The sequence below is a fragment of the Nonomuraea sp. C10 genome, from assembly GCF_008017515.1.
Classification (GTDB): domain Bacteria; phylum Actinomycetota; class Actinomycetes; order Streptosporangiales; family Streptosporangiaceae; genus Nonomuraea; species Nonomuraea ferruginea.
This window is the reverse complement of the sequence record NZ_VPFF01000001.1, coordinates 4,299,461-4,322,035: the sequence shown is the minus strand read 5'-3', so window position 1 is coordinate 4,322,035 and position 22,575 is coordinate 4,299,461. Positions and strand designations below refer to the sequence as shown.

The window sequence follows — 22,575 nt, the reverse complement described above, 5'->3', positions numbered from 1 at the left end:
TGGGCGGGGACGCCGAGCAGCGCCAGACCGGCTAGGCGCGCGACCATGACCTCGAAGACGCCGGCACCTTCACGATGGACCGGCTGGTCGGCGAGGTGTCGGTCGACGAGGCGCTGCTCCTGCCGGGCGGGTCGGTGAACCCGGACAAGTTGCGGATGGAACCCCCTGCGGTGCGGTTCGTCCGGGACTTCGTCCAGTCGGGCAAGCCGGTCGCGTCGATCTGCCACGGCCCGTGGAACTTCGTCGAGGCCGACGCCGCGCGGGGCCGCCGGCTGACCTCGTGGCCGAGCGTGCGCACCGACCTGCGCAACGCCGGGGCCGAGGTGGTCGACGAGCCGGTCGACACCGACGGCAACATCACCACGAGCCGGTCGCCCGACGACCTGCCGGCCTTTTGCGAGCGCATCGTGCAGGAGTTCGCCAGGGGCCCGCAGGCCACCGCCGCTGAACGTCGGGCGTGACCTCGTCGCTCACGAACGTGCGTCCGTCGCTGTCCGCGCTGGCACTGCTTTCGGAATGAGACCTGGTTGGGGGCGGGTGCCCGCGTGCCCGCTGCGAGGCCGGCCCAGGTCCAGGCGCTTGAGGATACGCCACACGCCCGACTTGCTGACGGTGGCGTCGTGGTACCGCTTCAGGTACAGCGCGACCACGATCTTCACGCGGCGATCTCGGCGATCTCGACGTCGGTGGCGTTCGGGCTCGTCCTGGGCCGCTTGGAGCGCGTCCGCAGGCCGTCGATGCCCTCGGCTCGGCAGCGCCGGTACCAGATGGAGTAGACCTGCCGGTTGATGCCGACGTACCGGCATGACATGGCGACGTTGCCGGTGACCTCCCTGCATGTCGGGTGACTGCCAGGCGCCGCTTGGCCTCTTGATCGAGCGGCGGGCTGGGCTCATGGGACCTGGGCCGGAGGCAGGGCCTCTGGCGTCGTCCAGCCCGTCGTGGACGACCATCCAGACGACCTGCGCCTTTAATGCCTGAATCCGCTGGTGTCATTCGTTTTGTCAGGGGCAAGGGGCGGTGGACGCGGGGCGTCACCAAACCGGGGGCCGCCCGCACATACCACCAGAACCTGCGTTAGGACGCATGATGACCGACAAACTCGCCCGTGCGCTCGGGTGGACCAGCCTCGCGCTGGGCGCGGCGCAACTGGCGGCACCACGGGCCGTGACCCGCCTGTGCGGCGTCGACGACGCGTCAGGGGCCACGACCGTCGCCAGGCTCGTCGGCGGGCGCGAGCTCCTGCACGCCGCGCTGCTACTCGGCGCCAAGAACCCTGCCCGGTGGGCGTGGACCAGGGTCGCCGGCGACACAATGGACCTCGGCGTCCTGGGCAGGGCCGCCGCCGGCCGCACCGGCGCCCGGCGCACCCGCGCGCTGGCCGCGCTCGGCGCCGTCGCCGGGCTCACCGCCCTCGACGCCGCCTGCGCCCGGGGCGGCACTGCCAAGACCAAGGGTCCGCTGCAGGTGCGCGCCTCCATCACCATCAACAAGCCGCGCGAGGACGTCTACCGCTTCTGGCGGGAGCTGGAGAACCTGCCCTCGTTCATGGTCCACCTGGACTCGGTGCGCACCATCAATCAGCGCTGCTCCCGCTGGAAGGTCAAGGGCCCGATCGTCGACCTGGAGTGGGAGGCCGAGATCATCGACGAGCGGGCCGGCGACCTGATCGCCTGGCGCTCGGTGCCCGGCACCGGCATCTCCACCGCCGGCCTGGTCAGCTTCACCGACGGCCCCGGTGGGCGGGGCACCGTCGTGGACGTCTCGCTGGAGTACGGCGCGCCCGGCCGCCGGCTCGCCGCCGTCGCCCGTATGTTCGGCGAGCACCCCGAGCAGCAGGTCCGCGACGACCTGCGTCGCTTCAAGCAGGTCATGGAGACCGGCGAGGTGGTCCGCTCCGAGGGCAGCCCCGAGGGCCACCGCGCCCGGCGCCAGCTCCATCAGCGTCCCGCACAGCCGATCGGAGGACGGGCATGAAGGCCAACGTGTGGGCGGGCCGCAACCGCCTGGAGATCCAAGACGTTCCGGACCCGCAGATCCTCAACGCGCGTGACGCGATCGTCCGCGTCTCATCGACCGCGATCTGCGGCTCCGACCTGCACCTCGTGGACGGCTACATCCCGACCGTCAAGAAGGGCGACGTGCTCGGCCACGAGTTCATGGGCGAGGTCGTCGAGGTCGGCCCCGGCGTGCACAACCTGCACACCGGGGACCGCGTCGTGGTGCCGTTCCCGATCGCCTGCGGCGCCTGCTTCGCCTGCGAGGCCGAGCTGTACTCGGTGTGCGAGAACTCCAACCCTAACGCGGGCATGGCCGAGAAGCTGATGGGCCACGCGCCCGCCGGTATCTTCGGCTACTCCCACATGCTGGGCGGCTTCGCCGGCGGGCAGGCCGAGTACGTGCGCGTGCCGTTCGCCGACGTCGGCCCCATCAAGGTCGAGGACGACCTGCCAGACGAGAAGGTGCTGTTCCTGTCGGACATCTTTCCGACGGGCTTCATGGGTGCGGAGATGTGCGACATCAAGCCGGGCCAGACCATCGCGATCTGGGGCGCGGGCCCGGTCGGGCAGTTCGCCGCGGCCAGCGCGTTCCTGCTCGGCGCGGACCGGGTCATCGTCATCGACCGCTTCCCGTACCGGCTGCGGCGGGTCCAGCGCACCGGCGCCGAAGTCCTCAACTACGAGGAGGTGAACGTGCTGGAGGCGCTGCGCGACATGACCGGCGGGCGCGGCCCCGACGCCTGCATCGACGCCGTCGGCATGGAGGCCCACCACCCGACTCCGGCCATGTACGCCTATGACCGCACCAAGCAGGCCGCCCGGATGGAGACCGAGCGCCCCTACGTGCTGCGCGAGGCCATCATGGCCTGCCGCAACGGCGGCGTGGTCTCCGTCATCGGCGTCTACGGCGGGTTCGTCGACAAGTTCCCGATGGGCACTGTCATGAACCGTTCGCTGACCATCCGCACCGGCCAGTGCCACGTGCAGCGCTACACCGAGCCGCTACTGCAGCGGATCCGCGCGGGCGAGATCGACCCGAGCTTCGTCATCTCGCACCGCATGCCGCTCAGCGAGGCGCCGCGCGGGTTCGAGCTGTTCAAGAACAAGCAGGACGAGTGCAACAAGGTGGTTCTCACTCCGTAAGCCTGCCTTCGCGGCCAGAGCCGCCGTCGGCGGGGTTGTGGCGGCGGTGCCACAGAGGCATCTCCAGGGTGTCCAGTGCCAGGTCGGTGCGTAGATGAGTAGCCAACTGCCAGCCGACCACCCTGCGCGAGTGCACATCGATGACGAAGGCTGCGTACACCCAGCCTCTCCAGGTGCGGATGTAGGTCAGGTCCGCCACCCATAACCGGTTCGGCGCCGGCGCGTGGAAGTCACGTGCGACCAGATCATCGGGCCGGTGTGTGTCTGGGCCGGGCTGGGTGGTGCGGGTGGTCTTGCCGCGCACAAGGCCCTGTAAGCCCAGTTCGCGCATCAGCCGACGAAGCGGTGCAGCCATTCGTTCTTGATCGCGGCGAAGAACGACTCGGCCATCGCGTTGTGCGGGTACCTGAGCTGGGCAGATGATGGACGGCACCGCACCGGACCGGGAGATTCACGCGTGCCAAACCGAGGGTATGGGCCACCCTGACCACGGTCGCAACACACCCAGCACGATCCCAGGTACAGCTCATGAACAATCCAACGGACAGATCAGGTGCGCCCGGACCTCCATCTCCGGCCGAGGCCGTGGCACACGAGGTCGCCCACAAGCCGGGCAACAGCAGGCTGCTGGCCATGCTGGTCGCTGCCGAGCACGGGATCCTCTATCTGGTGTCGTTCGCGCTGCTGGCTCTGGGCGTCGGCATTCTCGCCCTGATGACCCTCACGGTCGTTCAAGGAGATGCGTCTGGGGCTGAGAAAATCATCGTCATCCTGGAAGAGCTGCTTCTCGTGCTGATCGTGCTGGAGATCTTCGTGACGGTGCAGACCCACCTCGCGGGCGGCCGCCTGCATCTGGAACCGTTCATCATTGTCGGCATCATCGCGATCATCCGGCACATCCTGTCGGTGGTCGTCCGGCTGACTATCCCTGTGAACCCGGCAGAGAGCCGCCAGCAGCTCACAGAGCTTGTCATCTACACGGCGAGCGCCTTCATGCTGGTCGCGGCGCTGGCGCTGGCACGATGGTCGCAGCGGTGGCCCACCCGTCCGCCGTCGGGCGCGCGCCGCGACTCCAGCGCTTCCGGATGAGGACTGACCGATCCTCGCCGTCAGTCCTCCTCCTTCCGTACCTGGTCCGGCCGCTTGTCCGGGCGCAGCCCGCGCCAGCTCGGATGCCGCAGACGGCCGTCTGCAGTCCACTCCGTGTACTGCACCTCGCCCACCAGGACGGGAGCGACCCATCGCGCGTCGCGCTCGTGCGGGCGCGGCAGCTCCTCGTCGAACGGGCTGTCCGGCCGCTCGTACCGCGCCAGTCGGGCCGCGAGATCCCGCAGCATATCGTCTGTGAAGCCCGTGCCTACATTCCCCACGTAGATCAGCCGTCCCGAGTCGTCGTACACGCCCAGGAGCAGCGATCCGATCATGTCGGCGCGTCTGCCCTCGCCTGGTCTCCACCCTCCCACGATCACCTCCTGGGTGCGGAAGTTCTTCACCTTCACCCAGTGGCGGCTGCGCCGTCCCGGCTCGTAAGTCGATGCCAGCCGCTTGGCGACCACGCCTTCCAGCAGGCGTTCGCGGCTCCGCCGGAACGCCGCGGCCCCGTCGCCGACGCTGTGGGGCGGGACGCTCCAGCGTTCTCCTGCCGCCACGGTCGTTGAAAGCAGTTCTCTGCGTTCCGCGTACGGCAGGTCGATGGTGGAGAAGTCGTCCACGTGCAGGACATCGAAGATCAGATAGGAGACCGGCGTCGACCGAGCCAATGCCGCGACTCTACTCGGATCCCGCTGGTGGATACGCGGTTGTAGCGCGGTGAAGCTCGGCACGCCCCGGTGGTCGAGCGCGACGATCTCCCCGTCGAGCACCGCGCGGCCGCGTACGGCGGTCGGGAGCGGTCCGAACTCCGGATAGGCGGCCGTGATGTCGAGGCCGTTGCGTGAGAACAGCCGGAGTGCGGCGCCGTCCACGTAGCCGAGCGTCCGTGCACCGTCCCACTTCATCTCGTAGCCGAACAGCCGGTCCTCGGCCGGCGGCGGCAGCCGCCCAAGCCGCGCCAGCATCGGCGAGTACTCCGGAAGGTCCCCCATGAGGAGGTCATACCCAAGTGCGGAACGCGCTCCTGTGACATCGTGGTTCAGACGAGGGCTCACTGGGAGCGCCCCGAACGACGGCTCCTCTCCTAGCGGCGGTTGTCGACCTCGGTCGTGTCGGGGGTTGTGGTGGACATGGCTGTCGGGATCGCGGGTGCCGCCGACTTGTCCGTACCGGTCTCTTGGATCGTCGCCTAGAGCCTCGTCCTGACCTGGGTATGGCGCATCGGCTTGCGGCAGGATCAGTGCATCGCTGAGGAGGAGGACCGTACGCACTTCACGGCCACGGGGTCCTGACCGTCGTGCATCGACTGTGGGAGCGGGTGCCCGGCCATGGGAGCAGGCAGGAGGCACGCGAACATGCGGCACTGTTCAACCTCCCCACCGTTCACAGTGGTCATGGGCATGTTCACCTCCTACGCGGCCCAGTTCGCGATCGTGTTGCTCGCCTCCCTCGCCCTCACCACCGGGAGCGTGCTGGACCATGCCGTCGGCCTGGCCGACTACCTGCAGCTGTTGTGGATGGCGGCTTCGATGGCTCTAACGGCAGGCGCGCTTGGAGCGGTCTTGGAGAACGACACGGTTGCGCGAAGCCGGGTGGTGCAGGGCGGCGCGGAAGCGGCCCGGTCCCCACGTGCGGCCGTGGACGCGCTTGGCGAGGGTGTCGCGATCCGCAGGGCCGTGCGTGATGCTCCAGCGCGTGAGCCACCTCGTCGATCTCCCGATCGAGGGTTTCCTCGGCGATGGCGGCGTACCGGCTGGCCGTCCCACTGATGCCGATCGCGCCTGGCGAGTACAGCCTGGTCCCGGGACCTGGGCGAAAGCGTCGGGCTCCTGCGCTCTCCAACGTCCTTCGGCGTTCGCTGCGCAGGCGGGCCCGCTCCCTGCGCTCCGCCGCCTCGCGCCTGCCCTCGATGCTCAGGCCATACTCGTGCTCGGCCCGGAGGTGGCCATGGCTGCCGCTCCGATGAAGAACCCGATCGCAGCGCCAAACGGTACGCCTCCGCCGAGGATGCCCGCCGCTACGCCGAGGCCTTCGATAAAGAGGACCGAGACGATCTCGGCAGGCGAACTCCTCTGGTGGGACTCCTCCCGCTCCGGCTCATCCGCGCCCTGCGCCGACGGCAAAGACCTGACCGCTAGGGCAGCACCGAAGCCAGGTCCTTCGGCATGCTGGATTTCACGTCCTCCCACTCGCCGTCGGAAATGTGCTTCCTGAGCGCCTGCAACACCGTCTTGACGAGATCTTCCGTACTCTCCTGGACTTCGAAGTCCACCCCGCTTGACACACGGTCGAGGAACTTCTCGCGGTTGAGCTTCACCGGAACCGCGCCCGGGCGCCAGCCGTCGTAATAGAGACCGCGGATCAGCAGCGGCAACTGGGCGGCGAGGTGCGCGCTCTCCTCGACGGACAGCCGGTCGCGCAGCGCGTGAAGCACCGCCCGGAGGGCGGCGTAGGATCGGTTCCGGTGCTCAGCAGACCAACCGTGCGCCTCTTCGATCTCCCGCAGGACCCGGTTCGTCTTGTCCACCGTCCGGTTGAACGGCGCATAACCGGTCTCCGCCATCTCGTCCACCCCTTCGCGTTCTCTTGCGGCACTACAACCCTGGCTCCAGCCGCCCCCGAACCACATCCCCAGGACATGTAGTGCACCGAGGACAAAAGATCTCGACAGGCATGGGATTCGCTGCTCCGGCGCCGGAAAGTGCTCGATTGGGGGGGGACGAGATGCGGGGACGCGATCGGGAATGGAGCCAGGTCGAGGGGCTATTTCGTACGCTGGAACAAGGCGGGACCGGCACGCTACTCGTAGACGGTGAACCCGGGGTGGGCAAGAGCAGGCTGCTGAACGAAGCCGCCGATGCCGCTCCCCACCACGGCATCGGCGTGATCCGCGGCAGCGTGGAGGAGCTCGGCGAACTCGTTTCGTGCGGCTTCTTGCTGGAAGCCCTCGACCTCCCGTTCGAGGCAGAGTCCATCGGCTCACCGGCGCACCTGCTGGACCGCCTGACGAAGGGCTTCCTAGAGCGGGCCGGAGCGCCGGTGCTGGCCGTGTTCGACGACCTGCACCGGGCCGAACCTGCGACGCTGCGGACCGTCCGTCTCCTACACGACCGGCTGACGACCCAGCCCGTCGGCTGGCTGCTGAGCGGCTCGACCGCCGGGAACGACGCCCGGGCCGCCTGCTTGTTCGGCCTCCTGGAGCGGAACGGCGCCGCGCGGGTGACGCTCGCGCCGCTCTCGCCGGAAGCCGTCGCGGAGCTGGCAGCGGACATGCTCGGGAGGCCGCCCGATCCGACGACGCGTGCGCTGGTGGCCGGTGCCGGGGGCAATCCTCTGCTGATCACCGAGTTGCTTGCCGGCCTGCGCGTCGAAGGCCGCCTCGACGCGTCCTGTGGTGCCATGTCACGTGCCCATTTGCCCGCCCGGCTGCGAACGGTGGTGCGACGCTGGACCGATGCCCTGGGCGGGGAGGCCAGAAGCCTGGTGGAGACGGTCGCCGTGCTCGGTGGGCCGCTACCGATCGAGCAGGCCGCGTCGCTGCTCGGCACCACACCGGCCGGCTTGCTCTCCGCCATCGAGGAAGCCACGGCGGCGGGCATTCTCGACGTCACGGGGCGTGGGCTCGCCTTCCGCTACGAGCTGATCGGGACCGCTACCGCCACATGGGTTCCTCCGCCAATACGGGATGCACTGCTGAGCCAGTCCGGCGCTCTCACAGACCTCGAACCGGCGGGCACCCCTTTCACCGCTTCGGCCGCTGCCGTCCACGCGGCGGTCGCCGATGGGCGGCTGGAGGAGGCCGAGAACATGGTCCAGGAACGTCTCGCCGGCAATCGCTCCGCACAGAACGTGGCGGAACTACGATGCCTGCTCTCGGACATCATGTACCGGACCGGCAGGGGCGACGAGGCGATCCACGAGGCCGACAGCGTGCTGGCCCTCCCGGCCCGCTGGCATCACGTGCGTGACCGCGCGGTCGTCGTGAGGCTGTACGCCATGACACGCCTGCAAGACGAGTACGTACGGGCGTACGCGGATGAGATCATCGACGGCGAATCCGGGCACGGTCCAACCGTCATGGTGGCCGCGCTGACCGCCCTCGCCACGATCGAGCGGGACGAGGGCAGGCTCTCCAACGCCGTTGCACTGGCCGAGGACGCCTGGCGGCTGGCCAGCGAGGACCGGCCGGACGAACGCCGCTACGAGGCCTGTCTCACCATCGCGGCGATGCTCATCGATGTGCGCCGCCTCGACGAGGCGCGGGCAATGCTCCAGCAGGCACGCACGGACATGCTCGCTCATGACCATCTGGCCTGGGCAGCGGACGTCGCGGCATTGGAGGCTCGCGCCGAGTTCGCCGCGGGCCGGTTCGACGGTGCGATCACCGAAGGGAGGAGAGCCCTGAGCCTCGCCGCCGTTCACAACATCCCGCTGGCAGCCGAGGTGGCCAGCGGCATGCTCGCCGCCGTCGCTCTCCGACGGGGCGACCTGCGAGAAGCGACGCGACGTGTCGCGGCCCCCGCTGAGGGATCGAGCGAAGCGCGTGCGCGGCACGCGCTGCTGGCAGCCCAGGTCACCGAGGCGCGCGACGGCCCTCGGAGCGCGATGACCTTGCTCACGAGTCTCTGCGGCCCGCTGCGGCAGCCGTCTTCGCTGCTCGCCATGGATCCGACGGTGAGCGCGTGGATGGTCCGGGTCGCCATGGGCGCGGGAGACCGTGCGACGGCCGAGTCCATCGTCACCATGGCGGAGTCCCTCAGCCAAGCCAGCTTGGGATTTCCGATGTTGGCCGCGTCCGCCGCGCACGCCCGGGGCCTGCTCGACGGCGATCGCGAGGCCCTCACCCTCGCTGCCGAGCAGATCGAGGACATATGGGCGCGGGCCTCGGCCGAGGAGGATCTTGGCGTGCTGCTGAAGGCCGTCGGGGAGCAGCAGGAGGCGATCACCAGTTTGGATCGAGCCTTGGCGATCTACCATGACATCGGGTCCACCAGGGATGCGGCACGCATCCGCCGGAAGCTGCGCGGCATGGGAGTGCGCCGCCGCCACTGGCGCAACACTCCGCGGCCCGCTTCCGGCTGGGACAGCCTCACGGAAACCGAGGATGCCGTCGCCCTGCTCGCCGTCGACGGACATACCAACCGGCAGATCGCCGAGCAGATGTTCCTCAGCGTCCATACAGTCGCGTTCCATCTGCGGCACGTCTACCGCAAGCTGAACATCGGCTCCCGCGTCGAGCTCACACGCCTCGCGGTGGCGCAGGAACGGGTCGACCCCGACCGGTCGCACGATGAGAGCGACAACTGAGCCACCGAAACTACACGAGTTGGGGATGTGACCGCCCAGCGCGCCGACAAGAGTCAGAACTGTAAATACCGAACCCGTACCTCCATCCCAGGAGGGGGGACCGATGGCACTGCTGGCAATGCGCCGCAGGGGCGGCGAGACATACCCGATGCGCGAGTTCGAGGACGTCTACGACCGGCTGGGGCAGCTGATGAATGCAGCCCTGGGAGAGTTCGCCGAAGAGAGGCCCACAGGCGTGTGGACTCCCACGGCCGACATCTCGGAGACCGAGGACTCGTATGTCGTGGAGGTCGACGTCCCCGGCGTGAAGAAGGACGAGATAGACGTTCAGCTCTCCGAGCGCGAACTGATCGTCACCGGGCAGATCGAGGAGCACGAGAGTCAGCGGCGGCACCGCAAGACGCGCAGGACCGGCAGGTTTGAGCTGCGCGCGCTGCTCCCGGGGGAGGTCGACGCCGAACGGGTCGAGGCGCGCCTGTCCGACGGCGTGCTCACCATCACCATTCCGAAGGCGGCGGCTGCCAAGCCCCGGCACATCGAGGTGACCGCCTGAGGCGGGGAAAGGAGCAGCCGTGACCGTCGCGCCGACCGGTTCCATCACGGCCAACAGGGAACGGCTCGCCACTTACCACACGTACCAGGAGGCGCAGAAGACAGTCGACTACCTGTCGGATCACGGCTTCCCCGTGCATGGGACATTGATCGTGGGCGTGGGGCTGCGCTCGGTGGAGCACGTCGTCGCACGGATGACGTACCTCCGCGCGGCCGGCTGGGGCGCGCTGAGCGGAGCCTGGTTCGGCCTCCTCATCGGCCTGTTCTTCGGGATCTTCGCGACTACGGCCGCGTCCATGGTCGCCCTGGTCCTGTGGGGACTGCTGGGCGGCGCGGTCGCCGGGGCGATCTTCGGCCTGATCGCGCACGCGGCACACGGCGGCCGAAGGGACTTCATCTCCGAGACCGGCCTAGTGGCTGACAAGTACGAGGTCCTCGTCGACTCCGAGCACGCGGCCAGGGCCCAAGAGCTTCTCCGGAAGGCGAACGAGCAATGGCGAAAGCAGTAGGCATCGATCTTGGTACCACGAACTCGGTGATCGCCGCCACGGTGGACGGTCACCCCACGGTGATACCCAACGCTGAAGGCTCCCGGACGACGCCGTCCGTGGTGGCGTTCACCGATCAGGGCGAACGGCTGGTCGGCCAGCTGGCCCGCCGCCAGGCCATCCTCAACCCGAAAGGAACGATCTATTCCGCCAAACGCTTCATCGGCCGACGCTACGACGAAATCCAGAGCGAGCAGCACGCCGTCTCCTTCGACGTCGTGGAGGGGCCCCAGGGAGCCGTGCGCTTCCAGGTCGGCGACAAGCAGTATGCGCCGGAGGAGGTCTCTGCGCTGGTCCTGCGTAAGCTGGCCGCCGACGCGGCGAAGTACCTCGGCGAGAAGGTGACCGAGGCGGTCGTCACCGTTCCGGCGTACTTCAACGACGCCCAGCGCCAGGCGACCAAGGACGCGGGGCGCATCGCGGGGCTCGAGGTGCTGCGGATCATCAACGAGCCGACCGCCGCCGCCCTGGCGTACGGGCTGGACAAGAAGTCCAACGAGACCGTGCTGGTCTTCGACCTGGGCGGCGGTACGTTCGACGTCAGTATCCTGGACATCGGCGAAGGCGTGGTCGAGGTCCGCGCCACCTCCGGCGACGGGCATCTCGGCGGCGACGACTTCGACCGCAGGATCGTCGACCACCTGGCCGACGAGTTCCAGCGGGATCAGGGCATCGACCTGCGCAACGACTCGCAGGCGCTGCAGCGCCTCTTCGAGGCGGCCGAGAAGGCCAAGGTCGAGCTCTCCGAGGTCACCCAGACCACGGTCAGCCTGCCGTTCATCACGGCGGACGCCTCCGGACCCAAACATCTCAACACCACGCTCATGCGGTCCACCTTTGAGAAGATCACCACCGACCTCGTCGAACGCTGTATCCATCCCGTCGAGCAGGCGATGGAGGACGCCAAGCTCAGGCCCGCGGACATCGACGAGGTCATCCTCGTCGGCGGATCCACCCGGATCCCTGCCGTCCAGACCCTCGTCCGCAGGCTCACCGACGGCAAGGACCCCAACATGACGGTGAACCCGGACGAGGTGGTCGCCATCGGAGCGGCGATCCAGGCGAGCATCATCAAGGGCGAGGTGCAGGACGTCGTGCTGCTCGACGTCACACCGCTCTCACTCGGTGTCGAGACGCTGGGCGGGCTCATGACCAAGGTCATCGAGCGCAACACCACTATCCCGGCCCGCCGGACCGAGACGTTCTCTACGGCGGAGGACAACCAGAGCGCCGTAGACATCGTGGTCCTGCAGGGTGAGCGGGAGCGCGCCGCCGACAACCGGGTGCTCGGGCGCTTCCGGCTGGAGAACATCCGGCCCGCGCCACGAGGGGTGCCGCAGATCGAGGTCACCTTCGACGTCGACGCCAACGGCATACTCAACGTTTCCGCCCGGGACAAGGACACCGGGGCCGAGCAGCGGATCACCATCAGCGAGAGCTCCAACCTGGACAAGTCGGAGATCGAGCGGATGGTGGCGGACGCCGAGCAGCACCGTGACGAGGACACCAGGCTCCGAGAGACCATCGACGCTCGCAACGAGCTGGACTCGGTCGCCTACCAGGTGGAGCGCCGGCTACAGGAGCTCGGGGACACCGTACCCGTGCACGAAAAGGCACGTGCGGAGCAGCTCATCGAGGAAGCCCGCCAGGCGATCAAGGAAGAGGCGCCGATCGACCGGCTGCGGTCACTCAGTGGCGAACTACAGCAGGTGTACCACGGACTCGGCGCCGCCGGTGGCCGGCCAGAGACGCCTGGGGTGCCTCCCCAGGCCCGGGAGGAAAGCGCCCCGGGCGCCAGCGACGACGTAATCGACGCGGAGTTCTCCACCTCGGAGCCCGATTGACATGAACGAGAACGTACCCGATGTCCGGAAGGAACCCCGTGAAGAGAGTGCCGCCGCATCTGCGGAGACAGACGCCAAACTCGCGGAGCTGGAGGACCGGTGGCTTCGCGCCGTCGCGGACTTGGATAACCTCCGCAAGCGGATCGCCCGCGACAACGAGCGGCTGCGGGCCGAGGAACGCGCCAGGGTCGCCGCCGCGTGGCTGCCTGTCCTGGACAATCTCGAGCTCGCGCTGAGCCATGCGTGCCGCGACGACGACGCGAAGGCGGTGCTCGACGGTGTGCGAGCGGTGCGCGACCAAGCCGTCGCCGTCCTGTCCAACCTGGGCTACCCACGACAGGACGAGACGGGCGTTATCTTCGACCCGGCGCGCCACGAGGCGGTGGCAGCCGTCGAACGGGCCGATGTCGAGCCTGGCAACGTCGTGGAAGTGCTGCGGCCCGGCTACGGCGAGGGTGAGCGGCAACTGCGGCCCGCAAGAGTCGCCGTCGCGAAGAAGGCGGGATGATGGCCACACGGCGGGACTTCTATGAGGTGCTCGGCGTGGACAGGAACGCCGACGCGGACGAGATCCAGCGCGCTTACCGCAAGCTTGTGCGCTCCTACCACCCGGACGTCAACAAAGATCCGGGGGCAGAGGACAGGTTCAAAGAGATCTCGGAGGCCTACGCTGTGCTTTCTGATCCCGAGCAGCGTCGCCGCTACGACGCCTTCGGCCACGATTTCCGCCAGGTGCCGCCCCACGTAGACCCCGCGGACTACGCCCGCGCAGGCACGCGCGCTCCGGGCGGCACCTGGCGGTCGTCACCGGCCGAAGGCTTTGGGTTCGGCACAGACGTTGACCTGGACGACCTGCTCAGCGGCATGTTCGGCGGGCGTGGCAGGCAGCGCTGGGGCCCTGTGCCCGGTGCAGACCAGGAGGCGCAGCTCACGCTGACCGTCGAGGAGGCCTACCGCGGCGGCCGTCGCGGAATCACACTGCCCGGTGGCAGGCGCCTGGACGTCACGATTCCACCGGGGGTCACGAACGGGCAGCGCATCAGGCTCGCCGGGCAGGGCGGGCGAGGAAGCGACGGAGCGCCGGCAGGCGATCTGCACCTGATCGTGCAGATCGCCGACCATCCCCGGTATCGCGTGGAGGGCCGCGACATCCACACCGCCCTGCCACTCGCTCCTTGGGAGGCGGCACTGGGCGCTACGGTGCCCATCGACACACCAGGCGGCGAGGCGAAGCTGAAAGTGCCGCCGGGCACGTCCAGCGGCCGTCGCCTGCGCTTGAGAGGGCGCGGCATGCGCAACCCGAGCGGCCCCGCGGGTGACTTCTTCGCCGAAGTCCGGATCATGGTGCCGGCCACGCTCACGGACGAGGAGCGACGCCTGTTCGAGCAGCTCGCTGCCGCATCGCGGTTCGACCCGAGGAGGCGCTCGTGATCTACGCATTGGTACGCCCGGCCCGGCTGGACCTCGATTCCTACGCGCGGGTCACGGGGCTGCACCCGGAGATCGTCCGCCGGCTGGTAACGCTCGGACTGCTGGAGCCGGACAGGGATGCCAGGGGGGAGTTGTGTTTTACCCCCTCCCAGGTCATGGCGGCCGCCCGCATTCAGCGGTTGCACGAGGGCTTGTCCATCAACTACGCCGGGATCGGCGTGGTGATCGACCTCCTCGACCGGATCGCGGAACTCGAGACCGCCCTGCGCGGCCCTTCGCCACGACGCTAGGGGGACTGGAATGGACCCGAACAGGATGACGCAGAAGTCGCAGGAGGCCTTGCACGACGCCCAGACCAAGGCGCTGCGGCATGGTCACACCGAGGTCGACGGGGAGCATCTCCTGCTGGCCCTGCTCGACCAGCCCGATGGGCTGACACCTCGGCTGCTGCAACAAGCAGGTGCCGACACGCAACGTCTTGGCGCCGATCTAGAAGCGGAGCTGACGCGCCGTCCCAAGGTCAGCGGCCCAGGCACTGCCCCTGGCCAGGTGTTCCTCACTCAACGCCTGGCCCGGCTGCTCGACGCCGCGGACCGGGAGGCGAGCCGGCTCAAGGATGAATACGTTTCGGTCGAGCACCTGCTGTTGGCCCTGATCGAGGAGGGCTCCACGACTGCGGCAGGACAGCTGCTGCACGGCCAGGGTGTGACCCGGGACCGGTTCCTGGAGGCGCTCACCGCCGTCCGGGGCAACCAGCGGGTCACCTCGGCCATGCCCGAGGTAGCCTACGAGGCGCTGGAGAAGTACGGGCGCGACTTGGTCGCCGACGCCCGGGCGGACAAGCTCGATCCGGTGATCGGCCGTGACGAGGAGATCCGGCGGGTGATCCAGATCCTGTCCCGCAAGACCAAGAACAACCCGGTCCTGATTGGCGATCCCGGCGTCGGTAAAACGGCCGTCGTCGAGGGGCTGGCCCAGCGCATCGTCCGCGGCGACGTGCCCGAGGGGTTGCGTGACAAGACCATCTTCAGCCTGGACATGGGCTCGCTCGTGGCGGGAGCCAAGTACCGCGGGGAGTTCGAGGAACGCCTCAAAGCCGTGCTGAACGAGGTGAAGGCGGCGGAGGGGCGGATCCTGCTGTTCGTGGACGAGTTGCACACTGTGGTCGGTGCCGGGGCGACCGAGGGTGCCATGGACGCGGGCAACATGCTCAAGCCGATGCTGGCCCGGGGCGAGTTGCACATGATCGGCGCGACCACGGTGCAGGAGTATCGCCGGCACATCGAGAAGGACGCCGCCCTGGAGCGGCGGTTCCAGCCGGTACTGATCGACGAGCCCTCGGTCGAGGACGCTGTGTCGATCCTGCGCGGCCTGCGCGAGCGGCTGGAGGTCTTCCACGGGGTGAAGATCCAGGACAGCGCGCTCGTCGCCGCGGTCACGCTGAGCCACCGCTACATCGCCGACCGGTTCCTGCCGGACAAGGCCATCGACCTGGTCGATGAGGCGTGCGCGATGATCCGTACCGAGATCGACTCCATGCCGGCCGAGCTCGACGCGCTCACCAGGAAGGTAATGCGGCTGGAGATCGAGGAGGCCGCGCTGGCCAAGGAGGACGACCCCGCGAGCCGGTCCCGTCTGGAAGAGCTACGCAAGGAGCTGATCGCCTCGCGTGCCGAGGCCGAGGCGATGCGGGCACAGTGGGAGGCCGAGCGGTCGGCCCTGCGCAAGGTGCAGAGCCTGCGGCAGGAGCTGGAGAGCGTGCGGCGGGAGGCCGAACAGGCCGAACGTGCCTACGACCTCAACCGTGCCGCCGAACTGCGCCACGGCCGGCTCCCCGAACTGGAACGCCGGCTGCACGCCGAGGAGGAGCGGCTCGGTACCCGGCAGAACGGCCACCGGCTGCTGCGCGAGGTCGTCACGGAGGACGAGATCGCGTCCATCGTCTCCCGCTGGACGGGCATCCCCGTGACTCGGCTGCAGGAGGCGGAGCGGGACAAACTGCTCAAGCTCGATCAAATCCTGCACGAACGTGTCGTCGGGCAGGTGGAGGCCGTGCGGCTCGTGGCCGACGCCGTCATCCGGGCTCGCTCCGGCATCAAGGATCCTCGGCGCCCCATCGGATCGTTCCTGTTCCTCGGACCCACCGGGGTCGGCAAGACCGAGCTCGCGAAGTCCCTCGCGGCGGCCCTGTTCGACACCGAGGACAACATGGTGCGCATCGACATGAGCGAGTACCAGGAGCGTCACACCGTCAGCCGGCTCGTCGGTGCTCCGCCGGGCTACGTCGGTTATGAGGAGGGCGGTCAGCTCACGGAGGCGGTGCGGCGCAAGCCGTACTCGGTGGTGCTGTTCGACGAGATCGAGAAGGCCCACACGGATGTGTTCAACACGCTGCTGCAAATCATGGACGACGGGCGGCTGACCGACGCGCAGGGCCGCACGGTCGATTTCCGCAACACCGTGGTCATCATGACCTCGAACATCGGCTCCCAGCACCTGCTGGACGGGGTCACCGCCGACGGGGAGATCAAGCCTCAGGCACGCGAGAGCGTGATGGGGGAGCTGCGCCGGCACTTCCGGCCCGAGTTCCTCAACCGGGTCGATGACATCGTGCTGTTCAAGCCGCTGACCGAGGCCGAGATTGAGCGCATCGTCGACCTGATGTTCACCGACATCAGAAACCGCCTGGCCAGCCGCCGGCTCACCCTGGAGGTCACCGAGGACGCACGCCGGCTCATCGCCAACCAGGGCTACGACCCCGTCTACGGTGCCCGGCCACTGCGCCGGTTCATCGCCCGCGAGGTGGAGACCAGGATTGGACGCGCCCTGCTCGCTGGCGACGTGCCCGACGGGTCGACCATCACGGTCGGTGCCGACAAGGGTGAGCTGAACGTCACCTTCTATCCGCCCAGGACCTGACATGCACACCGTGAACTGCGCCAACTGCGGCAGACCCAACAGGGTCCCGGACGCCTACCGAGGCAGGCCCCAGTGCGGGATCTGCCACCAGCCGCTGCCGTGGATCGCCGACGCTGACGACAGCACCTTCGCCGAGGTCGCCGAACAAGCCGACCTTCCCGTCCTGGTCGACTTCTGGGCACAGTGGTGCGCCCCGTGCCGGACAGTCACCCCGGCACTCGAACAGCTCGCTCGCGAGATGGCGGGACGGCTCAAACTCGTCAAAGTCGACGTGGACGGCTCTCCGGCCCTCGCCCGCCGATACACGATCACGGCCGTGCCGACACTCATGGTGCTGCACGAGGGCCGCGTCGTGGCGCAACGCGCAGGCGCGCCGCCCGCGCCGCAGTTGCGCGAGTGGGTCGAAGACACAGTAGGGGCACCGTCATGACGGCCTCGCCGGCCGACGTGGTCGAGACGCCTGACCTGTGCGGGGCCTATCCCCGGCTGGACGAGCATCAGATCGCCGAGCTGTCGCGGCCCGGCGAGCGGCGATCCGTGTCCCCGGGCGACATTCTGCACCGGGAGGGCGAGCAGCTCCGTGAGTTCATCGTGATCCTGCAGGGCAAGGTGGCCGTGGTCGAGGGGTACGGCGCGAAGGAGCGGACGATCGCCGTCCACGGCCCCGGACGATTCCTCGGCGAGCTCGGCCTCCTCACCGGCCAGGCGGGATTCGTGACCGCGGTCGTGCGGGAGCCCGGCGAGGTGCTGGCCGTGCCGGCCGACGAGATACGGACGATCGTGGCGGGCGATCCGGCGCTCGGCGACCTCATCCTGCGGTCCTACCTGACCCGCCGCACCCTGCTGATCGGTCTGGACGCCGGGTTCCGCATCATCGGCTCCCGATACTCACCCGATGCCCGGCGGTTGTGCGAGTTCGCCGCACGCAACAGGATCCCTCACCGGTGGATCGACCTGGAGGAGGACGAAGCCGCGGACGCGCTCCTGCGCGAGCTGCGCTTTTCCCCGCACGACACCCCGGTGGTGATCTGGCGCGGCGACCAGGTGCTGCGTAACCCGACCACCGCCGAACTGGCGAAGACCATCGGCCTGCTCGCCCCTGCGTCGAGCGACACCGTATGCGATGTGGTCGTCGTAGGCGCGGGACCCGCAGGCCTGGCCGCCGGCGTGTACGCGGCCTCTGACGGCCTGACAACCGTCGTGCTCGATGCCGTAGCCGCGGGCGGCCAGGCGGGCACCTCGTCCCGCATTGAGAACTATCTGGGTTTTCCTACGGGGATCTCGGGCGCCGAACTCGCCGAGCGTGCCGTCATCCAGGCAGGCAAGTTCGGCGCCCGCCTGACGGTCCCCGCCGAGGCGAGTGAGCTGGAACCGCGTGAGGGCCACTACGGCATCTTCGTGGAGGGCGAGTGCGTCGTGAAGGCCCACGCCGTGATCATCGCGACCGGCGCCCGCTATCGGAAGCTTGATGTTCCTCATCTCGATAAATTCGAAGGATCCGGCGTCTACTATGCGGCGACACCGTTCGAGTTGCGCATGTGCCGGCGATCGCCCGTGGTCGTCGTCGGCGGCGGGAACTCCGCGGGCCAGGCGGCGCTTTACCTGAACGGAAACGCGTCGTCGGTGCGCATGCTCGTGCGCGGCGGCGATGTACACGGGAGCATGTCCCGTTACCTCGCCGACGAGATCGACCGAACTCCCGGCATCGAAATCATGTACTACACCGAGGTACGCGAACTGCTCGGAGACCGCACGCTACAGGCTGTTCGCGCGGAGAACACGCGAACAGGAGAACTCCTGGAGATCCAGACCAGCGCGCTGTTCGTTTTCATCGGAGCCGAGCCGCACACTGAATGGCTCAAGGGGACCGTCCCGCTGGACGACCGCGGCTTCATTGTCACGGGTCAGGGCACGTCGCCCTGGGGTACCCCCCTTTCCCTGGAAACCGGACATATGGGCGTTTTCGCCGCCGGCGACGTTCGCAGCGGCTCGGTCAAGCGGGTCGCGTCCGCAGTCGGAGAAGGTGCCATGGCGGTACGCCTGGTGCACGAGAGATTCACCACCACAGGCACTCAATAGGAAGGACGGTGATCCACATGCCCGTGATCGCAGTTTCCAGATTCGAGCACTTCTTTCGCGCCGCCGCGGGACTCGACGTGGACAAGGCCGATCTCAAGCGCTACAGCGACTTCGTCAACCGCAAACTGTACGACATGCTCATTGTCGCCGAGGCCGCCGCGAAGTCGAACCGGCGCGACATCATCCAGTTCTGGGACCTGCCCATCACCAAAGGACTGCAGGAGAACATGTACGACTTCCGGGACCTGGACGAGGAACTGGACCTGACATCGATCCTGGCGGAGCTCGCGGCGCTGCCTCCGCTGGATCTGTCGCTCAGCGAAGAAACCGAGGCCCGGCTGCCGGCCGTGGCGGGTGGGCTCTCCGTGGCGCTCGCCAGGGCGATCAGGGTCATAGAGCCTGATCGTAAGAATCCGGGAAGCGAGGAGTGGACACGCACAATCCGTGTCTTCGACCTGCTGCTATGACGAGATTCGGCAGCTTTGCTGCTGCCTCTGCTCGCCACGCGATCGGATGGCGGGGCACGGGCAGGCCTGGCCCCACACCACGGGGAGGATGGGCTCGAGCGCGATGAGTAGGAGATGTGTTCGAGAAAGGAGGACGCCATGCGTCACAACGGTCTGCGTACCGCGGCGCTGCTCGGCGCCCTGTCTGCTCTGATCATCCTGGTGGGGTGGTGGCTCGGCGGCAGCACCGGAATTCAGATCGCCGTCCTGTTCGCGCTCGTCAGCAACGGTGTCGCCTACTTCTTCTCCGACAAGATCGCACTGTCGGCGATGCATGCACAGCCTGTCGGCCCCGGTGACTGGCCCGGGCTGCACCAGATGGTCCGCGAACTGTCGGAGGAAGCGCGCCAGCCCATTCCCCGGCTGTACATTTCGCCGATCCTGCAGCCGAACGCGTTCGCCACCGGGCGCAATCCGCGTCATGCCGCAGTCTGTGTGACCAGCGGGATCACCCAGTTGCTGAACGAACGCGAGTTGCGCGCTGTCCTCGGGCACGAACTGTCGCACGTCTACAACCGCGACATCCTGATCTCCTCCGTTGCGGGAGCTCTGGCCACGATGGTCACCTATCTGGCATACATGGCCGGGTTCTTTGGCGGGGGAGACGATGACGAGGGTCCCGGCTTCCTCGGGGCCCTCCTGATGATGATCCTCGGGCCGGTGGCGGCCGCGATGATTCAGATGGCCATCTCCCGGGCGCGGGAGTATCAGGCCGACGAGTCCGGTGCCCGGCTGACCCGTGACCCGATCGGGCTGGCCAGCGCGCTACGGAAGATCGATGCGGGCACCCGGCAACTGCCGCTGCCGGAGACCGGCCGGCTCTCCTCGACCTCGCATCTCATGATCGCCAACCCGTTCCGTGGCGGGGGCATCGGGAGGCTCTTCTCCACCCACCCACCGATCGCCGACCGGATCGCACGGTTGGAGGCCATGGCCGGTTACCGCCGCTGATCTGGCTGTGCTCGGGGCCGACGGGTAATTTCCCGGTGTCGGAAGGGCGAGAGCGAAGTCAGCGACGGCGAGCGTGCGCTGGACTCGCACGTCAAAAGGGGTGGCGTCGGCCCGTCCTATGACACTCTGGTGCAGGTGAGGGCAGCGTGGGAGCGTCGCGGACGGCGGATACTTTCCTTGCGGCGGGTTTTGATGTGCGTCCTGCTCGGTGCCGTGGCCGGCGGGGGCGTCGCGCTCATCGGCGCCCCTGAACTGTTCTTCTTCGTCACTTGGGATGTGGCTGTTTCCCTCGTCCTGGCGTGGGCCTGGCTGATCAGCTGGTCGCAGGACCACGAGGGGACCAAGCGCATCGCCGAACAGGAAGGTGGGACGCACACCACCGACACGGGCATCCTGATCGCTGCGGTGGCCAGTCTCGCGGCTGTCGTGGCGGCCCTCCTCCGCCCGGGCAGCGATCAGGACCCTGTTGCCGCAATCGCGGTGATCTTGAGTTTGGTGACCGTGGTCCTGTCCTGGACTTTGACGAACACCGTTTTCGCCCTCAAGTACGCACGCTTGTACTATGTCGAAGTTGAGGGAGGCATCGACTTCCGGCAGGAGCAGCCGCCGAGCTATAGCGACTTCGCCTACACGGCGTTCACCGTGGGGATGGCTTACGGAGTATCGGACAATGTGCTGGCCAGCACCCGCATCCGGAAAGTCGCCTTCGGGCACGCCCTGCTTTCCTACCTTTTCGGCACCGTCGTTATCGCGGTGTCGGTCGGTCTCCTCGCCGATCTGGGGCAGCGATGAGCCTGTGTCGATGCCTGACGATCTCGAACAGGTCACCCTGGAGCGTCGAGACAGTACTGGACGAGGCTGGTTCGCCCAGGTAGTACGAGGCGCGGTTCCTGCGTCCCTCGGGTTCAACGGACACAGGGCATGCTTTGGGCCTCCGAGGGGGTGGCACGGGGCAGGGAGATGGTCATGAGACGAAGAACCCGCGTCGTGATCGTGGGAGCCGGTTTCGCCGGGCTGGCCGCGGCGCGAACGCTGGCCAAGGCAGGTGCGCTGGTCACGCTGATCGACCACAACCCGTACTCGACCTTCCAGCCCTTGCTCTACCAGGTGGCTACGGCCGGGATGAGCATGTCCGACGTGTCATACCCCATCAGGACCTACGCCGCCAGGTGGCCGAACGTGCGCGCCCGCCGCGGTGCACTAAGCAAGGTGCTGCCCGAGAAGCGGCGCGTGGAGTTGGATGACGGAAGCACGCTGGACTACGACTTTCTCGTGCTGGCCACCGGTGTGACCACCAACTGGTACGACGTGCCGGGCGCGCCGGAGAACGCACAGCCGCTTTATTCGCTCAACGACGCGGCAGCGTTGCGGCGGCGGCTCCAGCACTGTCTGGAGGACGCGGTGGCGGGCCGGCGCGACAGCGTCCATGTCGTGGTGGTGGGCGGGGGCTCGACCGGGGTCGAGATTGCCGGGACGCTGGCCGAGCTGCGGCGGCGCACGCTGCCGCTGACGCATCCCGAGATTCGTCCCGACCAGACGAGCGTGACGCTGGTGGAGCGCTTCGACTTCGTGCTGGCGCCGTACAGGCCGCGGCTGCGGAATGCGGCGGCAGCCGCGCTGCGCAAGCGAGGGGTGCGGCTGCGGCTGGGCGCCACCGTGGCATCCGTGGAACCGGATGCGGTGGGGATCGTCGACGGGACGTACGTGCCGAGCGACGTGACCGTGTGGGCGCTCGGCGTGACTGCGCCCGCCTACGTGGCGGAATGGGGGCTGCCGCAGACCAAGGGCGGCAGGATCAGGGTCACCGAAACTTTGAGTGTGCCGAAGCATCCCGAGATCTTCGTGGCCGGCGACCTGGCCGGACCGCCCGTGCAGCTGCCGCAGCTCGCTCAGCCGGCGATCCAGATGGGAGAGCACGTGGGCAAGCAGGTCCTGGCTGCGGCTCAGGGACTACCGTTGCGGCCGTTCTCGTACCGGGATCCGGGGATCATGGCGACCGTGGGCCGGGCCGAGGCCGTGTTGCAGCTGTCCAACGGATTGACCATGCGTGGGTGGCCCGCGTGGCTGGTGTGGATCTTCATTCATGTGGCGTACCTGCTGGGCGGACGCAACCGGATCACCGTGCTGGTCAACTTCTTCTGGCGGTACGCCGGTCCACGCCACACTGCCACCAGCGTCAGTGAGTGAGCGCCGCCGACAAGGC

General features: G+C 68.2%; 22 protein-coding genes and 1 pseudogene. 19 read left to right on the top strand and 4 right to left on the bottom strand.

Going from position 1 to position 22,575, the window contains the following annotated elements:
• Positions 1 to 35: 35 nt before the first annotated feature.
• Positions 36 to 461: pseudogene (locus FR742_RS19845) on the top strand (DJ-1/PfpI family protein); the annotation flags it as partial.
• Positions 462 to 655: 194 nt separating this feature from the next.
• Here FR742_RS19845 and FR742_RS45245 read toward each other — a convergent pair.
• The gene (locus tag FR742_RS45245; RefSeq protein WP_222708993.1) at positions 656 to 811 is read right to left on the bottom strand and encodes a leucine zipper domain-containing protein; all 156 of its coding nucleotides are present in this window, start codon (positions 809 to 811) and stop codon (positions 656 to 658) included.
• Between the two features lie 275 nt (positions 812 to 1,086).
• Between FR742_RS45245 and FR742_RS19835 the strand changes: the two genes are divergently transcribed.
• Together FR742_RS19835 and FR742_RS19830 are read left to right on the top strand one after the other, a co-directional pair.
• A complete protein-coding gene (locus FR742_RS19835; RefSeq protein WP_148032322.1) occupies positions 1,087 to 1,977 on the top strand; it encodes an SRPBCC family protein in 891 nt (296 codons plus the stop codon).
• Positions 1,974 to 3,143, top strand: coding sequence for a zinc-dependent alcohol dehydrogenase (locus FR742_RS19830; protein ID WP_148032321.1), 1,170 nt, complete (start codon positions 1,974 to 1,976; stop codon positions 3,141 to 3,143). Before FR742_RS19835 ends, FR742_RS19830 begins: the two co-directional genes overlap by 4 nt.
• On the opposite strand, the gene FR742_RS19825 is transcribed toward FR742_RS19830, so the two are convergent.
• Positions 3,133 to 3,474 (bottom strand): DDE-type integrase/transposase/recombinase, encoded by a 342-nt coding sequence (locus tag FR742_RS19825; RefSeq protein ID WP_187281225.1) that lies wholly within the window; start codon positions 3,472 to 3,474, stop codon positions 3,133 to 3,135. The two genes, FR742_RS19830 and FR742_RS19825, sit on opposite strands and share 11 nt — an antisense overlap.
• A gap of 197 nt (positions 3,475 to 3,671) precedes the next feature.
• Here FR742_RS19825 and FR742_RS19820 point away from each other — a divergent pair, with 197 nt between their 5' ends.
• On the top strand, positions 3,672 to 4,232 hold the full coding sequence (locus FR742_RS19820; protein WP_148032319.1) for a phosphate-starvation-inducible PsiE family protein: 561 nt from the start codon (positions 3,672 to 3,674) through the stop codon (positions 4,230 to 4,232).
• A gap of 20 nt (positions 4,233 to 4,252) precedes the next feature.
• Here FR742_RS19820 and ligD read toward each other — a convergent pair whose 3' ends face one another.
• Positions 4,253 to 5,227 carry a non-homologous end-joining DNA ligase gene (ligD, locus tag FR742_RS19815; RefSeq protein WP_148032318.1) on the bottom strand — a complete coding sequence of 325 codons (975 nt, stop codon included), beginning with the start codon at positions 5,225 to 5,227 and terminating at the stop codon, positions 4,253 to 4,255.
• Positions 5,228 to 5,629: 402 nt separating this feature from the next.
• On the opposite strand from ligD, the gene FR742_RS19810 reads away from it, so the two are divergent.
• Positions 5,630 to 6,004 carry a hypothetical protein gene (locus FR742_RS19810; RefSeq protein ID WP_148032317.1) on the top strand — a complete coding sequence of 125 codons (375 nt, stop codon included), beginning with the start codon at positions 5,630 to 5,632 and terminating at the stop codon, positions 6,002 to 6,004.
• Between the two features lie 365 nt (positions 6,005 to 6,369).
• On the opposite strand, the gene FR742_RS19805 is transcribed toward FR742_RS19810, so the two are convergent.
• The gene (locus FR742_RS19805; protein ID WP_148034681.1) at positions 6,370 to 6,798 is read right to left on the bottom strand and encodes a DUF2267 domain-containing protein; all 429 of its coding nucleotides are present in this window, start codon (positions 6,796 to 6,798) and stop codon (positions 6,370 to 6,372) included.
• A 110-nt stretch (positions 6,799 to 6,908) separates the two neighbouring features.
• Between FR742_RS19805 and FR742_RS19800 the strand changes: the two genes are divergently transcribed.
• From FR742_RS19800 to FR742_RS19735, 14 genes are all read left to right on the top strand, one after another.
• A complete protein-coding gene (locus tag FR742_RS19800; protein ID WP_148032316.1) occupies positions 6,909 to 9,542 on the top strand; it encodes an AAA family ATPase in 2,634 nt (877 codons plus the stop codon).
• A 103-nt stretch (positions 9,543 to 9,645) separates the two neighbouring features.
• Entirely contained in the window at positions 9,646 to 10,095 is a 450-nt protein-coding gene (locus FR742_RS19795; RefSeq protein WP_222708991.1) for an Hsp20/alpha crystallin family protein, read from the top strand.
• A gap of 19 nt (positions 10,096 to 10,114) precedes the next feature.
• A complete protein-coding gene (locus FR742_RS19790; RefSeq protein WP_148032315.1) occupies positions 10,115 to 10,603 on the top strand; it encodes a general stress protein in 489 nt (162 codons plus the stop codon).
• The gene (gene dnaK / locus FR742_RS19785) at positions 10,588 to 12,486 is read left to right on the top strand and encodes a molecular chaperone DnaK (protein ID WP_148032314.1); all 1,899 of its coding nucleotides are present in this window, start codon (positions 10,588 to 10,590) and stop codon (positions 12,484 to 12,486) included. The genes FR742_RS19790 and dnaK overlap by 16 nt, the downstream gene beginning before the upstream one ends.
• Before the next feature lies 1 nt (position 12,487).
• Complete coding sequence (locus FR742_RS19780; protein ID WP_148032313.1) at positions 12,488 to 12,994, top strand: nucleotide exchange factor GrpE; 507 nt, start codon at positions 12,488 to 12,490, stop codon at positions 12,992 to 12,994.
• Positions 12,991 to 13,917 (top strand): DnaJ C-terminal domain-containing protein, encoded by a 927-nt coding sequence (locus FR742_RS19775; protein ID WP_148032312.1) that lies wholly within the window; start codon positions 12,991 to 12,993, stop codon positions 13,915 to 13,917. Before FR742_RS19780 ends, FR742_RS19775 begins: the two co-directional genes overlap by 4 nt.
• Positions 13,914 to 14,207 carry a chaperone modulator CbpM gene (locus FR742_RS19770; RefSeq protein ID WP_148032311.1) on the top strand — a complete coding sequence of 98 codons (294 nt, stop codon included), beginning with the start codon at positions 13,914 to 13,916 and terminating at the stop codon, positions 14,205 to 14,207. The genes FR742_RS19775 and FR742_RS19770 overlap by 4 nt, the downstream gene beginning before the upstream one ends.
• Positions 14,208 to 14,217: 10 nt before the next feature.
• The gene (gene clpB, locus FR742_RS19765) at positions 14,218 to 16,836 is read left to right on the top strand and encodes an ATP-dependent chaperone ClpB (RefSeq protein WP_148032310.1); all 2,619 of its coding nucleotides are present in this window, start codon (positions 14,218 to 14,220) and stop codon (positions 16,834 to 16,836) included.
• A gap of 1 nt (position 16,837) precedes the next feature.
• A complete protein-coding gene (gene trxA, locus FR742_RS19760) occupies positions 16,838 to 17,266 on the top strand; it encodes a thioredoxin (RefSeq protein WP_148032309.1) in 429 nt (142 codons plus the stop codon).
• The gene (locus tag FR742_RS19755; RefSeq protein ID WP_148032308.1) at positions 17,263 to 18,915 is read left to right on the top strand and encodes a cyclic nucleotide-binding domain-containing thioredoxin-disulfide reductase; all 1,653 of its coding nucleotides are present in this window, start codon (positions 17,263 to 17,265) and stop codon (positions 18,913 to 18,915) included. Before trxA ends, FR742_RS19755 begins: the two co-directional genes overlap by 4 nt.
• A gap of 17 nt (positions 18,916 to 18,932) precedes the next feature.
• Entirely contained in the window at positions 18,933 to 19,382 is a 450-nt protein-coding gene (locus FR742_RS19750) for a DUF1931 family protein (protein WP_148032307.1), read from the top strand.
• Between the two features lie 138 nt (positions 19,383 to 19,520).
• Positions 19,521 to 20,372 (top strand): zinc metalloprotease HtpX, encoded by an 852-nt coding sequence (gene htpX / locus FR742_RS19745; protein ID WP_148032306.1) that lies wholly within the window; start codon positions 19,521 to 19,523, stop codon positions 20,370 to 20,372.
• Between the two features lie 192 nt (positions 20,373 to 20,564).
• Entirely contained in the window at positions 20,565 to 21,164 is a 600-nt protein-coding gene (locus FR742_RS19740) for a DUF1345 domain-containing protein (protein WP_148032305.1), read from the top strand.
• A gap of 174 nt (positions 21,165 to 21,338) precedes the next feature.
• On the top strand, positions 21,339 to 22,559 hold the full coding sequence (locus tag FR742_RS19735; RefSeq protein WP_222708990.1) for an NAD(P)/FAD-dependent oxidoreductase: 1,221 nt from the start codon (positions 21,339 to 21,341) through the stop codon (positions 22,557 to 22,559).
• The last annotated feature ends 16 nt before the right edge of the window (positions 22,560 to 22,575 follow it).

Excerpts from the sequence above, each read along its gene's own strand:
- FR742_RS45245 (WP_222708993.1), bottom strand. The coding sequence starts at position 811 with ATGTCATGCCGGTACGTCGGCATCAACCGGCAGGTCTACTCCATCTGG.
- FR742_RS19835 (WP_148032322.1), top strand. The coding sequence starts at position 1,087 with ATGATGACCGACAAACTCGCCCGTGCGCTCGGGTGGACCAGCCTCGCG.
- FR742_RS19830 (WP_148032321.1), top strand. The coding sequence starts at position 1,974 with ATGAAGGCCAACGTGTGGGCGGGCCGCAACCGCCTGGAGATCCAAGAC.
- FR742_RS19825 (WP_187281225.1), bottom strand. The coding sequence starts at position 3,474 with ATGCGCGAACTGGGCTTACAGGGCCTTGTGCGCGGCAAGACCACCCGC.
- FR742_RS19820 (WP_148032319.1), top strand. The coding sequence starts at position 3,672 with ATGAACAATCCAACGGACAGATCAGGTGCGCCCGGACCTCCATCTCCG.
- ligD (WP_148032318.1), bottom strand. The coding sequence starts at position 5,227 with ATGGGGGACCTTCCGGAGTACTCGCCGATGCTGGCGCGGCTTGGGCGG.
- FR742_RS19810 (WP_148032317.1), top strand. The coding sequence starts at position 5,630 with ATGGGCATGTTCACCTCCTACGCGGCCCAGTTCGCGATCGTGTTGCTC.
- FR742_RS19805 (WP_148034681.1), bottom strand. The coding sequence starts at position 6,798 with ATGGCGGAGACCGGTTATGCGCCGTTCAACCGGACGGTGGACAAGACG.
- FR742_RS19800 (WP_148032316.1), top strand. The coding sequence starts at position 6,909 with ATGGGATTCGCTGCTCCGGCGCCGGAAAGTGCTCGATTGGGGGGGGAC.
- FR742_RS19795 (WP_222708991.1), top strand. The coding sequence starts at position 9,646 with ATGGCACTGCTGGCAATGCGCCGCAGGGGCGGCGAGACATACCCGATG.
- dnaK (WP_148032314.1), top strand. The coding sequence starts at position 10,588 with ATGGCGAAAGCAGTAGGCATCGATCTTGGTACCACGAACTCGGTGATC.
- FR742_RS19780 (WP_148032313.1), top strand. The coding sequence starts at position 12,488 with ATGAACGAGAACGTACCCGATGTCCGGAAGGAACCCCGTGAAGAGAGT.
- FR742_RS19775 (WP_148032312.1), top strand. The coding sequence starts at position 12,991 with ATGATGGCCACACGGCGGGACTTCTATGAGGTGCTCGGCGTGGACAGG.
- clpB (WP_148032310.1), top strand. The coding sequence starts at position 14,218 with ATGGACCCGAACAGGATGACGCAGAAGTCGCAGGAGGCCTTGCACGAC.
- trxA (WP_148032309.1), top strand. The coding sequence starts at position 16,838 with ATGCACACCGTGAACTGCGCCAACTGCGGCAGACCCAACAGGGTCCCG.
- FR742_RS19755 (WP_148032308.1), top strand. The coding sequence starts at position 17,263 with ATGACGGCCTCGCCGGCCGACGTGGTCGAGACGCCTGACCTGTGCGGG.
- FR742_RS19750 (WP_148032307.1), top strand. The coding sequence starts at position 18,933 with ATGCCCGTGATCGCAGTTTCCAGATTCGAGCACTTCTTTCGCGCCGCC.
- htpX (WP_148032306.1), top strand. The coding sequence starts at position 19,521 with ATGCGTCACAACGGTCTGCGTACCGCGGCGCTGCTCGGCGCCCTGTCT.
- FR742_RS19740 (WP_148032305.1), top strand. The coding sequence starts at position 20,565 with ATGTGCGTCCTGCTCGGTGCCGTGGCCGGCGGGGGCGTCGCGCTCATC.
- FR742_RS19735 (WP_222708990.1), top strand. The coding sequence starts at position 21,339 with ATGAGACGAAGAACCCGCGTCGTGATCGTGGGAGCCGGTTTCGCCGGG.